We start from the raw sequence: 12,665 nt of genomic DNA, 5'->3' as shown, positions 1-12,665 counted from the left end.
CTTCGTGAGTGAGGCACTCACCCCTGGAGCCCCTGGAGGCAGACCATGGCGGACGAGCACACCCCCACCCACGACACGGCGGCCGAGCGTCGGCCGGTCAGTCGTAAGACCCTGCTCAAGGCGACCCTCGTCGCCGTATCCGTGCCCGCGCTGCTCGGTGGCGGCGTGGCCCTCGCCCGTGACCACCGGCCTTCGGACGTGCCTCTGGCGCCGACGCCGTTCTGCGACGACGGGGACGATCCCACGCCGCCGCAGACCGAGGGGCCCTACTTCAAGCCACGCTCACCCGAGCGCCTCTCCCTGCTGGAGCCCGGGACACGGGGCACCCGGCTCACGGTCACCGGCTATGTCTTCGGGCTCACCTGCCGGCCGGTCGCCCACGCGCTGCTGGACTTCTGGCAGGCGGACGACGCGGGCGCGTACGACAACCGGGGATTCAGGCTGCGCGGGCACCAATACACCGACGCGCGCGGCGCCTTCACGCTGACGACGATCGTTCCGGGGCTCTACCCGGGGCGTACCCGTCATCTCCACGTCAAGGTGCAGGCGCCCGGCCGGCCCGTGCTCACCACGCAACTCTACTTCCCCGGCGAGCCCCGCAATCACACCGACCCGCTCTTCAACGCCGCCCTGCTGATGAACGTCCGCCAGGCGGGACCGGCGAAGCAGGCGACCTTCGACTTCGTCGTCGACTCCGGCGGCCCCGGCCGGTAGGCCGACCGGGCGTCCCGACGCGTCAGGCGGTCTCTGACGAAGGGCGGCTGCCCGGGCGGCACTCCCGGTACTCGTTCGCCAGCAGCGCGTCCATGGTCCCGCGGAGGTGGCCGATGAAGTCCTCGAACCCCTGGAGCTGCTCGGGGGTGTACCGCGCCATCTCCGCGGCCATGCGCTCGGCGTAGGGCCCGAAGAACTCCACGGCCCGCGGCCTGATGTCGGAGCTGCTGCGCAGGGTGACGATCCTGCGGTCGGTGTGCTCGCGGGTGCGGACGATGTGCCCTGCCCGTTCGAGGCGGTTCAGCAGGATCGTCGTCGCACCGGACGAGAGGGAAACGCGCTCGCCCAGCCGGGCGGGCGACAGGGGGGAGCCCTTGTCCTCGGCGTACAGGATCTCGGCCAGTGCCGCGGCGTCGGTGGAGTGCAGCCCCAGCCAGGTCGCGAAGCGCTGGGTGAACTCCGTGTAGTTGGCGCCGAACGCCCGCAGCCCCTCCATGAGGCGGTCGCGCCGCGCCTCGAGGTCGCCGGACTCCGGATTCTCCATGCGCGTGCTCCCTTTCCGGTCCGCGCGGGTGACTTGCACGCGCGGGTGATGTGATCCACCGCTCCGTTGACAACTTACCCTGCCCGAATTAGCTTTACGGCAAAGCTAACTACCTTTGCCGTAAAGGCATCGCAGGGTGGAGTCATCGTGGACGGCACAGCACAATCCCCTCTCATGAGCCGGTGGTTAGGCCTCATCGCCGTATCTCTGGGCGTGGCCCTCATCGTCGTGGACATCACCATCGTCAATGTGATCCTCGCCCCGATCATCGAGGACCTCTCGATCGGCGCGGTCGAGGCCCAATGGATCCAGGAGTCCTACGCGATCGTCTTCGCCGCGCTGCTCCTGCTCACCGGGCGCCTGTCCGACCTCCACGGCGCCCGAAAGATCTTCCTCATCGGCATCGGCGTGTTCGGCGCGACCAGCGTGACGGCCGCCCTCGCGCCGAACGCCGGCCTGCTGATCCTGGCCCGGTTTCTGCAGGGCATCGGCGGCGCCATGATCCTTCCGACGTCATTGGCCCTGGTGAACGCGTCGTTCACCGGCAAGGCCCGTGGGCAGGCCTTCGCGGTCTGGGGATCGACGATCGGCGCCGCGGCGGCCGTCGGCCCGCTGTTGGGCGGCTGGCTCGCGGACTTCTCCTGGCGCTGGGCCTTCGGCGTCAACCTCCCCCTCGTGGCACTGATCACCGCGGGCGTGCTGTTCCACCTGCCCCCGTCGCCCCGCACCCGGGGGCGTATCGATGTTCTCGGCGGTGCCCTGTCGACGATCGGGCTCGGCCTGCTCGCGTTCGCGCTGATCGAAGGACGCACCTACGGCTGGCTCGCCACCACCGAGCCGCTGACCGTCGGCGCTCTGTCGTGGAGCGGCGGCCCCTCGCCGGTCCTCGTCGCCTTCCTCGTGTCGGCTCTGGCCCTGTTCGCCTTCTGGCGCCGGCAGACGGCACTCGGCCGCACGGGCGGTGAGCCGCTGATGGACGTCCGGCTGTTCTCGATCCCCTCGTTCCGTAACGGCAACGTCGTGACGCTGGTCGTCGGCATCGGAGAGTTCGGCATCATCGCCGTGCTGCCGCTGTGGTTGCAGTTCGCGCTGGACTACAGCGTGTTCCAGGCGGGGCTCGCGCTCGTCGCCCTCGCCGCGGGCAGTTTCTGTGCCAGCGGGGCGAGCTTCTCGATGCCCGCCCCGCCGCTCGTCCACGTACAGACCGGGCTGCTCCTGGAGGTCGCGGGCCTGGTGCTGCTGGGGCTGATCGCCGCCACCGACAGCGCCTGGTGGCTGATCGCGCTCGCGTTGTTCGTCTACGGCGTCGGCGTCGGGTTCGCCACCGCGCAGGTCACCAACGTCGTCCTCGCGGACGTTCCCGCCCCGAGCGCCGGACAGGGATCGGGCGTGCAGAGCGCGGCCCGCGAGCTGGGATCCGCCCTCGGCATCGCCGTACTCACCACCCTGTTCTTCAGCACACTCGCCACCACCCTGCACGACCGCCTCACCCGCTCCGGCCTCCCGGGTCAGGACGCCGAGCGGCTCGGCACGGTCGTGACGGAGAGCGCCGGATCGGCGATCCCCTCGCTCTCGGCCGATCCGCGGACCGCGGCGGTCGCCGACGCCGCACGCGAGGCGATGACCACCGGGCTGGCGGTCTCCGCCTACGTCTGCGCGGGACTGCTGGCGCTGGCTCTCGTGGCCACCGTCTCCATCGCCCCGAGGGCCGCGACCACCGCCACCGGCGAGCGCGAGTCCTCACGCCGGGAGCCGACCCCGCGCGCGTGAAGCTCCGCTGTTGACCCGGTTAAGAAATCCTCGATGGACGGCGCCCCTCCGGCCCGTCAGATTGGTACGCGTTCGTCGTCGGCCCTTTCACCACGCCTGGAGCCACAGCCATGAAGGCACTTGTCAAGCAGCACGCCGAGCCCGGGCTGTGGCTGATGGACGTACCCGAGCCGGAGACCGGCCCGGGCGATGTGCTGATCAAGGTGCTCCGCACCGGCATCTGCGGCACGGACCTGCACATCCGGTCCTGGGACGGCTGGGCGCAGCAGGCCGTCACCACCCCGCTCGTGCTCGGTCACGAGTTCGTGGGGGAGGTCGCGGCCGTCGGCGCGGACGTGGCGGACATCGCGGTCGGCGACCTGGTGAGCGGCGAGGGCCACCTGGTGTGCGGGAAGTGCCGCAACTGTCTGGCCGGCCGTCGCCACCTGTGCCGCTCCACCGTCGGACTCGGCGTCGGCCGCAACGGCGCCTTCGCCGAGTACGTGGCCCTGCCCGCGTCCAACGTCTGGGTGCACCGCACCAAGGTGGACCTGGACGTGGCCGCGATCTTCGATCCGTTCGGCAACGCCGTGCACACCGCGCTCTCCTTCCCGCTCGTCGGAGAGGACGTACTGATCACCGGCGCGGGCCCGATCGGCATCATGGCGGCGGCCGTCGCCCGGCACGCCGGCGCGCGCAATGTCGTGATCACCGATGTCAGCGAGTCCCGCCTTGCCATCGCCCGCAAGGTCGGCGCGACCCTGGCGCTCAACGTCGCCGAGTCGGACATCGCCGACGCGCAGCGGCAGTTGGGCCTCAAGGAGGGCTTCGACATCGGCCTGGAGATGTCGGGCCGCCCCGAGGCCATGCGGGACATGGTCGCGAACATGACGCACGGCGGCCGGATCGCCATGCTCGGCCTGCCCGCCGAGGAGTTCGCGGTCGACTGGTCGAAGATCGTCACCTCGATGATCACGGTCAAGGGCATCTACGGCCGTGAGATGTACGAGACGTGGTACGCCATGACCGTCCTGCTGGAGGGCGGGCTCGACCTCAGCCCCGTGATCACTGGCAAGTACGGCTACCAGGACTTCGACGAGGCCTTCGACGAGGCCGCCACCGCCCGCAGCGGCAAGATCATCCTCGACTGGACGACCTGAGCCACCGACGGGCCCCGTCCCGCCCCGCTCCGTCCTCCCGAACCGGGCCGCGCCCCGGCCCCCCGGTCCCGCAGAACCACCGCCAGGAGAGAATCCCCGCATGTACGCATCCGTCCGCGACGACCTCCGCACCACCCTTGACGAGATCCGCACCGCCGGTCTCTACAAGCCCGAGCGCGTCATCGGCACCTCGCAGAGCTCCTCCGTCGCCGTCGCGTCGGGCGACGTGCTCAACTTCTGCGCCAACAACTACCTCGGCCTCGCCGACCACCCCGACGTGGTCGCCGCCGCCAAGGACGCGCTCGACCGCTGGGGCTACGGCATGGCCTCCGTGCGCTTCATCTGCGGCACCCAGGAGATCCACAAGGAGCTGGAGCAGCGGCTCTCCGCCTTCCTGGGCCAGGAGGACACGATCCTCTACTCCTCCTGCTTCGACGCCAACGGCGGCGTCTTCGAGACGCTCCTCGGCCCCGAGGACGCGGTCATCTCCGACGCCCTCAACCATGCTTCGATCATCGACGGCATCCGCCTGTCCAAGGCCCGCCGGCACCGCTACGCCAACCGTGACCTCGCGGACCTGGAGCAGCAGCTCAAGGACACCCAGGACGCCCGCCGCCGGCTCATCGTCACCGACGGCGTCTTCTCGATGGACGGGTACGTCGCCCCGCTCGCCGAGATCTGCGACCTGGCCGACCGGTACGACGCCATGGTCATGGTCGACGACTCGCACGCCGTCGGCTTCGTCGGCCCCGGTGGCCGCGGCACCCCCGAGCTGCACGGCGTCATGGACCGCGTCGACATCATCACCGGCACCCTCGGCAAGGCGCTCGGCGGCGCCTCCGGCGGCTATGTCGCGGCCCGGGCCGAGATCGTCGAGCTGCTGCGCCAGCGCTCGCGCCCGTACCTCTTCTCCAACTCCCTCGCCCCGGTGATCGCCGCCGCGTCGATCAAGGTCCTCGACCTGCTGGAGTCGGCCGGTGAGCTGCGCGAGCGCCTCAACGCCAACACCGAGCTGTTCCGCACGAGGATGACGGAGGCGGGATTCGAGATCCTGCCCGGCGACCACGCCATCGCCCCCGTGATGATCGGCGACGCGGCCGAGGCCGGCCGGATGGCCGAGCTGCTGCTCGAGCGCGGTGTGTACGTGATCGGCTTCTCCTACCCCGTCGTCCCCATGGGCGCGGCCCGGATCCGTGTCCAGCTCTCCGCCGCACACTCCACCGCCGACGTGGAGCGGGCCGTGGCGGCGTTCGTCGACGCCCGCGCGACAATGGCTGGGTGATCGACCCCCGAAGGCTGCGCATACTGCGAGCCGTGGCGGACCACCGGACGGTGACCGCCGCGGCCGCGGCGTTGTATCTGACCCCCTCCGCCGTCTCCCAGCAGCTCGCCGCCCTGGAGCAGGAGACCGGCCATACCCTGCTGACCCGCAGCGGCAGGGGCGTACGGCTGACCGCCGCCGGCGACATCCTGCTCGCCCATGCCAACGCCGTACTCGTCCAGCTGGAGCGCGCCGAGGCCGAGCTCGCGGCGTACGCGGGCGGGACGGCCGGCGAGGTGCGGGTGGTGGCCTTCGCGACGGGTATCGCGGAGGTACTGGCCCCGGCCATCGGCCGGCTCGCCGACCGCCACCCCGGCCTGCGGATACGGGTGCGGGACGCCGAGGGCGAGGAGAGCCTGCGGCTGGTGCTCGACGGGGAAGCCGACGTCGTGCTGGCCGTCGAGTACCGGGGCTCGCCGGGCGAGGACGACCGGCGCCTGGCGCGCGTACCGCTCTACGCGGAGCCGTTCGATGCCGTTCTGCACACCTCGCACCCCCTCGGGCAGGGCGCGTATGTCGCGCTCGCCGAGCTGGCGGACAGCGACTGGATCGGCCCCTACCCCGGCAACCCCTGTCACGACGTGATGCTGCTCGCCTGTGAGCTCGCGGGGTTCCAGCCACGTCTCGTGCACTCCTCGGACGACTTCCGTGCCGTCGTGGCACTGGCGGGAGCAGGGGCCGGGGTGGCGCTCGTGCCGCGCTCCGCGCTGCGCGGCATGGAGCTCAAGGACACCGTGGTCCGCCCTGTGACGGGCCCGGCGGCGACCCGCCGGGTGTTCGCCGCCGTACGCCGGGGGGCCGAACACCATCCGCTGATCAGACCGGTGCTGGACGCGCTGGCAGCATCGGCGGCCGGACTCTCCATCGACTGACGACACACCCCGGGAGGACATCTCCCCGGGCGGGCCGTGGCTCCAGCCCGGCGGTGGGTGAGCCGCGTCTCATCCAGGCGGTCTTGTCTATGCAACGAGTTGCATAGGAAGATCCGGGCTATGGCGCTCGAGCACGCGATCCTCGTCTCCCTGCTGGAGAAGCCGGGCTCCGGCTATGAGCTGGCCCGGCGCTTCGAGCGGTCCATCGGCTACTTCTGGACCGCCACCCACCAGCAGATCTACCGCGTCCTCAAGCGCATGGAGGGCGACGGCTGGATCGACGTCCGCGAGGTGCCGCAGCAGGGCCGTCCGGACAAGAAGGAGTACTCCGTCGCCCCCGCCGGCCGGACCGCCCTCTCCGCATGGCTTCACGAGCCGATCGAACCCGAGAGCGTCCGGCACGACCTCGCCGTGAAGATCCGCGGCGCGGCCTTCGACGACCCGGCCGCGCTGATCCACGAGGTCGAGCGGCACCACCGGGAGCACACCGACCGGCTCGCGCACTACCTCGCGGGGGAGCTGCGCGACTTCACCGGACCCGAGGCCCCCCGGACACCCGACGCCGGTCAGGAACTGCAGCACGCCGTGCTGCGCGGCGGCATCGCCTACGAACGGATGATGCTCGTCTGGCTCGACGACGTCCTCGCCACCCTCCACCGGCTCCGCCCCGAGCGCTGAACCCTCTCCTACCCGACCTCGTCATCCGTCAACTGCCCAGCAGGAAAGGCGATCACCCATGGCTGACCCGCTTCTGTTCAACCCGCGCACCTACGACCCCGCGCACTTCGACCCCGAGACCCGCAGGCTGCTGCGCGCCACCGTGGACTGGTTCGAGGAGCGCGGCAAGCGCCGGCTGATCGAGGACTACCGCTCCCGTGCTTGGCTCGCGGACTTCCTCGCCTTCTCCGCCAAGGAAGGGCTGTTCGCCACCTTCCTCACCCCGGCCTCCGCCGCCGACGGACACGAGGACAAGCGCTGGGACACCGCCCGCATAGCCGCCCTCAACGAGATCTTCGGCTTCTACGGGCTCGACTACTGGTACGCCTGGCAGGTCACCATCCTGGGTCTCGGCCCGGTCTGGCAGAGCGACAACGCCGCCGCCCGGGCCCGCGCCGCGGAGCTCCTCACCCAGGGGGAGGTGTTCGCCTTCGGACTGTCCGAGAAGTCCCACGGCGCCGACATCTACTCCACCGACATGCTGCTGGAGCCCGACGGCGACGGCGGCTTCCTTGCCAGCGGCTCCAAGTACTACATCGGCAACGGCAACGCCGCCGGGCTCGTCTCCGTCTTCGGCCGCCGCACCGACGTCGAGGGCCCCGACGGCTATGTCTTCTTCGCCGCCGACAGCCGCCACGAGGCGTACCACCTCGTCAAGAACGTCGTCGACTCCTCCAAGTACGTCAGCGAGTTCCGCCTCGAGAACTACCCGGTCGCAGCCGAGGACGTGCTGCACACCGGCCGTGCCGCCTTCGACGCCGCCCTCAACACCGTCAACGTCGGCAAGTTCAACCTCTGCACCGCCTCGATCGGCATCTGCGAGCACGCGATGTACGAGGCCGTCACCCACGCGCACAACCGCGTTCTCTACGGCCGCCCCGTCACCGCCTTCCCGCACGTGCGCCGCGAGCTGACCGACGCCTACGTCCGTCTCGTCGGAATGAAGCTGTTCAGCGACCGCGCCGTCGACTACTTCCGCTCGGCCGGCCCCGACGACCGCCGCTACCTCCTCTTCAACCCCATGACGAAGATGAAGGTGACCACGGAGGGCGAGAAGGTCATCGACCTGATGTGGGACGTCATCGCGGCCAAGGGCTTCGAGAAGGACACCTACTTCGCCCAGGCCGCCACCGAGATCCGCGGGCTGCCCAAGCTGGAGGGCACGGTCCACGTCAACCTCGCGCTGATCCTCAAGTTCATGGGCAACCACCTGCTGAACCCGGCCGAGTACGCCCCGGTGCCGACCCGCCTGGACGCTGCCGACGACGACTTCCTCTTCCGGCAGGGCCCGGCCCGTGGCCTGGGCGCCATCCGCTTCCACGACTGGCGCACCGCCTACGACGCGTACGCCGAGGTGCCCAACGTCCGCCGCTTCCGGGAACAGGCGGACGCGCTGTGCGCGTTCGTCACCACCGCCGCCCCCGACGAGGAGCAGAGCCGTGACCTCGACCTCCTCCTCGCCGTCGGCCAGCTGTTCGCCCTGGTCGTCCACGGCCAGCTCATCCTGGAACAGGCGGGGCTGACCGGCCTGGACGAGGACGTGCTCGACGAGCTGTTCGCCGTCCTCGTCCGCGACTTCTCCTCGCACGCCGTCGAGCTGCACGGCAAGGACTCCGCCACCGAGGACCAGCAGCGCTGGGCCCTCGGCGCCGTCCGGCGCCCGGTCGTCGACGACGCCCGCTCGGCGCGCGTCTGGGAGCGTGTGGAGGCTCTGTCCGGGGCGTACGAGATGAAGCCGTAGCCGTAGGACCGCGGTGACCAGGCCGTCCGGCCTGGTCGAGCCGGTAGCCGTCGCGGGCCGCGGGAAGCCGTACTTCCCGCGGTCCACGGCGGACGGACACGGTCACCCGGCGCGGACCGGGGGAGAGGCGGACCTCACCGTGCGTAGGAGCCGAGGCCGACCAGGCAGTAGACCACCGAACTGATGGTCCGCCCGTTCAGTGTCCTCTCGGAGGAGAAGGAGTACTGGGTGTCGGAGTTGCTGCGGCACCGGCTCATGTCGGTCGTCCCGTGGAAGGTCTGGATCACCCGGTAGTGGGCGTCGGCGGACGAGCAGGCGACCACGTCGACGTCGCTCACGCTCACCGGGGTCGTCGAGTCGGGGATGGTTCCGTCCAGGCAGGTGCCGGCGCGGTACGGGCTGGGGGCGGCAGGCGCGGACGTGAGGGCCGGGCCGGGGGCGGTACGGCCGGTGCCGGTGTCGTCGGTAGCGGAACCCGGGTGGCCCGTGTCGACGCCCGTGCCGCTGGAGGTCGGGGCCGTGGCGCCGGTGCCCGGGCCCGATGCCGACGGTGAGGAATCGCCCTGGCGGGTCAGCAGGACGGCGACGGCCAACATCACGCCGAGCGCCACCAGGATGAACAAGGGCCTGGCCAGAGGGTTGCCGGTCAAGGCCCGTCCCGGCTGCGGCTGCGCGTCGGTGACACGGATACGGATGAAGGTCGTCTCGCCCGTAGCGGTGGAGACCTTGATGAGGCTGTTGTCCCGAACAGGTGGAATGCGCAGGTTGACCGAGCCTGTCGGAAGGTCGACCACTCTGATGACGCCAGAGGCCGCTTCGTTCGGGGTCAGCCATAAAGGGACTTCTGTCGGCACCGGTCACTCCCTTGGGGGGCTCGGGGATGGCGCACGCAGGCGCGGCCATCTCGGTGAACTCCCCGAATTGTCTTCGGAAAGCCGCCTGTTGCCCAGCCCCGGCCGGGCAACAGGACCGAGCGGTCAGGAGCAGGAGGTGAAGGTCGGGCTGGTGTTCGCGACGTACATGGTGGCGCCGCCGGTGGGGTCGTCCTTGAGGGGGACGGTGATGGTGTCCTCAGCCGTCCAGGGGAGCCCGTGCGCGTCGAACGTCCAGGTGCCGGTCACCTTCTTCGCCAGCACCGACAGGGTCACCCAGCCGTACTGCTTGGGGGGTACGGAGACCGTGACCGTGTTGTTGACGGTCTTGGAGCCCTGCCAGACCTGAATGAGGTCCAGTTGCGAGCTGACGACCGCCATCACTCCCGGCATGGACCCGGCGTGGAGCGCCGTCGACATGTGGGTCCCGATCGTGTTGCTCCAGCCGGTCATGTCGGTCACCGAGAAACCCTGGGCGATGGGCTCGCTGGTGTTGTTGTACCAGACCGACGACACGCAGACCTTCGGCAGAGGAGCCGCGGCGGCCGTGCGCTTCACTGCCCAAGTGCAACTGGACGTGTCCTTCTGGCACTGCTTGGCGGCGTGGTCCACGGCCAGGTTCTGGGCCTCCGTGGTGGTGGTCCACCGCTGGTTCGCCGCGCCGTGGCAGTTGGACTTGCCGGTCCAGGCGTCGTTGTAATTGGCGCTGGCGATGAGATCGATGCACGAGTTGTCGCTCTGGTTACGGATCATGAAAGCCTTGTCGGCCCCCGCGACCGGCTGGAAGTACCACTTCTGGCTCTGCTGGCCCTTGCAGGTCTGCTGGCGCAGGGCCGGCCAGCTGAGGTCGATGCACTTGCCCGTCGTGTTGTTCACAATGTTGAAGGACGAGTCGGACGAATCGACACTCAGACGCCAGGTCTGGTGGTAGCCGGGCGCTGAGTTGGTGACGATGATGGCCCCGTCACCGGTCGAGCCGTTCTGCACGTCGAGCGTGCGGCCATTGCTCTGGGACGTGAAGGTCACACACTGGAGCGGGGAAGCGCAGTTCTCCGCCGCGTGGGCCTTGGCCGTCGTGGCCGGGGACAGCATGAGCCCCAGAGCGACGCAGCAGGTCGCCAGGACGGCGGCTATCACTCGCAGGCAGGGAACCGAGGGTCTTGGAAGCGGGGTGGGTGTCACAGGGCATTCCTTACTGTTCGGGACGGTGTCTGTGTCGACAGGAATGTGCGCAGCGCGGAACGGCCCTGGCCGCTCTGCGCGGAGGGTGGGATCGGGTGCGCCGGGGTCATCCGGGCGTCAGGGGCCGACCGGGCGGCCTGCCGCCCGATGTCTCATCCGCGCGGGGCAGCGGGAGCGTGCGCCGGCTCCTGCGACGCGAATGCTGCTTCGAGTCGCGGGACGTAGTCCACGAGGTCCTGTGCCCAGCAGCCGTAGTTGTGGCCGCCGTTGCAGTTCTCGCCCCAGCCGGAGCCGTTGCCGTAGTCCACGTAGTGCGCGGGGTGGTTGAGGGCGTCCAGGCGTTCCTTGGCGTGCTGGGAGGCGGACTGGACCCAGAACTCGGGCTCGGCGGGGTTGCCGCCGCCGTTGCCGGTGTAGATCGTGACGCCCGTGCCGGCCCGGGCCAGGACGTCCATGTGCGCGACCGGGTCCGCCTCGTTCCAGCGCCAGTCGAAGTTGAACACCGGGTACGGGGTGCCGAAGACCGCGTCGCTGGAGACGGTGGGGCCGAAATTGAGCGAGCAGGTGGGGCTGGAGGTACCGCACAGCGGGGCACCGATGTTGGTCAGCGTGGCGACGACGGCGGCCCGCATGACGGCGTGGTTGCGCGAGAACTCATTGGCGCCGGAGAGCGAGGCGACCTGGCTGAAGAGGCCGGGATGGCGCTGGGCGTAGTGCAGGGCACCGAAGCCGCCCATCGACAGGCCGGCGACGGCCCGCCCCTTCTTCGTCGCGAGGGTGCGCAGGTTCGCGTCGATGAACGGGATGACCTGGTTGATGTGGAAGCTCTCCCAGTTCTGCGCACCGGCGGCGGTGCCCTGGTCGAGCCAGTTGCTGTACCAGCCCCGCAGGCCCCCGTCCGGGATGACCGTGATCATCGACTGGGCCGCGGCCAGGGCGGGGTAGGCCAGGTTCGGGTTGCCCGGGTCGTCGGACGCGCCGTGCAGGAAGTACAGCACCGGATACCGCTTGTCCGGATTCGCCGTGTAGTCACGGGGCAGCAGGATCCGGATCCGGTGCGCTCCGGCGACCTGAAGCGTGTTCACCGTGACCACGAAGTTGGTGGCCGAGCCGGTGGCACCGCCGGTCTGCGTCAGACCGAAACCGTCCGACATCTTCGGCGGCCCCGACGCGGCCTCGGCACGCACGGAAGGCGCCCCCAGCATGAGAACGGCGGCTGCCACCGCGATGACGGCCGCCTTCACACCCGGGAGCCGGGATCTCACGACGCTCTCCAGCCGACGGCCCCGGGCGTCCGGGGTAACCGCGATGTGCGCAGGGCCTCTGTGGTGTTGTGGATTGCCATGGCGTGCACGGTAGCCAGGTCCGGACTAATTTTCTACAAGATCACTCCCAATACCTTTAACGGTCGGCTGGTCCTGTCGTCCTCACACGCAAGGGTCCCGGGCGCCGCCTTCTCGCTCCTCCCTCGCGCCCGTCGGACACCGCTCGCGCGTTGGGGTGTTTGCACACACGACGCGAGGGCAGCCGGAGGATGGCAGCAACGGGGGCGATGAGAAGGGAGTGATCGCATCATGAGCGCCGGAGAAAAGGCCAAGGCCAAGGGCGAGCAGGTCAAGGGCACGGTCAAGAAGGAGGCGGGCCGTGCGGTCGGCAATGAGAGCAAGACCGCCGAAGGCCGGACCGAGAAGTCCAAGGGTGATCTGCGCGAGGCCAAGGAAAAGGCCAAGGACGCCTTCAAGGACTGAGGCATCGCTCTCCGCGGGAATAGGCGGGGCCCAGCCGTCATGGCT

General features: G+C 69.9%; 12 protein-coding genes. 8 read left to right on the top strand and 4 right to left on the bottom strand.

The genetic code is table 11. From position 1 onward, the window contains the following. The first annotated feature begins 45 nt into the window (after positions 1 to 45). Complete coding sequence (locus tag JO379_RS00740) at positions 46 to 714, top strand: dioxygenase family protein (RefSeq protein WP_209513284.1); 669 nt, start codon at positions 46 to 48, stop codon at positions 712 to 714. A gap of 22 nt (positions 715 to 736) precedes the next feature. On the opposite strand, the gene JO379_RS00735 is transcribed toward JO379_RS00740, so the two are convergent. Continuing rightward, on the bottom strand, positions 737 to 1,258 hold the full coding sequence (locus JO379_RS00735; RefSeq protein ID WP_209513283.1) for a MarR family winged helix-turn-helix transcriptional regulator: 522 nt from the start codon (positions 1,256 to 1,258) through the stop codon (positions 737 to 739). A 174-nt stretch (positions 1,259 to 1,432) separates the two neighbouring features. On the opposite strand from JO379_RS00735, the gene JO379_RS00730 reads away from it, so the two are divergent. The 6 genes from JO379_RS00730 to JO379_RS00705 all read left to right on the top strand — a co-directional run bounded on the left by JO379_RS00730 (position 1,433) and on the right by JO379_RS00705 (position 8,818). Further along, positions 1,433 to 3,028, top strand: coding sequence for an MFS transporter (locus JO379_RS00730; protein ID WP_209513282.1), 1,596 nt, complete (start codon positions 1,433 to 1,435; stop codon positions 3,026 to 3,028). 110 nt (positions 3,029 to 3,138) lie between these two features. Beyond that, complete coding sequence (gene tdh / locus JO379_RS00725) at positions 3,139 to 4,167, top strand: L-threonine 3-dehydrogenase (RefSeq protein ID WP_209513281.1); 1,029 nt, start codon at positions 3,139 to 3,141, stop codon at positions 4,165 to 4,167. Positions 4,168 to 4,267: 100 nt separating this feature from the next. After that, positions 4,268 to 5,449 carry a glycine C-acetyltransferase gene (locus JO379_RS00720; protein WP_209513280.1) on the top strand — a complete coding sequence of 394 codons (1,182 nt, stop codon included), beginning with the start codon at positions 4,268 to 4,270 and terminating at the stop codon, positions 5,447 to 5,449. Beyond that, positions 5,446 to 6,360: a LysR family transcriptional regulator gene (locus tag JO379_RS00715; protein ID WP_209513279.1), complete on the top strand. Its 915-nt coding sequence runs from the start codon at positions 5,446 to 5,448 to the stop codon at positions 6,358 to 6,360. Before JO379_RS00720 ends, JO379_RS00715 begins: the two co-directional genes overlap by 4 nt. Positions 6,361 to 6,480: 120 nt before the next feature. Continuing rightward, positions 6,481 to 7,038, top strand: coding sequence for a PadR family transcriptional regulator (locus tag JO379_RS00710; RefSeq protein ID WP_209513278.1), 558 nt, complete (start codon positions 6,481 to 6,483; stop codon positions 7,036 to 7,038). A 58-nt stretch (positions 7,039 to 7,096) separates the two neighbouring features. Beyond that, entirely contained in the window at positions 7,097 to 8,818 is a 1,722-nt protein-coding gene (locus JO379_RS00705; RefSeq protein ID WP_209513277.1) for an acyl-CoA dehydrogenase family protein, read from the top strand. Positions 8,819 to 8,952: 134 nt separating this feature from the next. On the opposite strand, the gene JO379_RS00700 is transcribed toward JO379_RS00705, so the two are convergent. The 3 genes from JO379_RS00700 to JO379_RS00690 all read right to left on the bottom strand — a co-directional run bounded on the left by JO379_RS00700 (position 8,953) and on the right by JO379_RS00690 (position 12,077). Further along, positions 8,953 to 9,612, bottom strand: a complete 660-nt coding sequence (locus JO379_RS00700; RefSeq protein ID WP_209513276.1) for an LppU/SCO3897 family protein — start codon at positions 9,610 to 9,612, stop codon at positions 8,953 to 8,955. A 183-nt stretch (positions 9,613 to 9,795) separates the two neighbouring features. Continuing rightward, on the bottom strand, positions 9,796 to 10,827 hold the full coding sequence (locus tag JO379_RS00695) for an RICIN domain-containing protein (RefSeq protein ID WP_209513275.1): 1,032 nt from the start codon (positions 10,825 to 10,827) through the stop codon (positions 9,796 to 9,798). Positions 10,828 to 11,024: 197 nt separating this feature from the next. Further along, on the bottom strand, positions 11,025 to 12,077 hold the full coding sequence (locus JO379_RS00690; RefSeq protein WP_209518394.1) for an alpha/beta hydrolase: 1,053 nt from the start codon (positions 12,075 to 12,077) through the stop codon (positions 11,025 to 11,027). A gap of 369 nt (positions 12,078 to 12,446) precedes the next feature. Here JO379_RS00690 and JO379_RS00685 point away from each other — a divergent pair, with 369 nt between their 5' ends. Next, entirely contained in the window at positions 12,447 to 12,620 is a 174-nt protein-coding gene (locus JO379_RS00685) for a CsbD family protein (RefSeq protein ID WP_209513274.1), read from the top strand. Positions 12,621 to 12,665 lie beyond the last annotated feature (45 nt).

The organism is Streptomyces syringium, from assembly GCF_017876625.1.
In the GTDB taxonomy this organism is placed as follows: domain Bacteria; phylum Actinomycetota; class Actinomycetes; order Streptomycetales; family Streptomycetaceae; genus Streptomyces; species Streptomyces syringius.
This window is presented reverse-complemented; position numbering and strand designations above follow the sequence as displayed.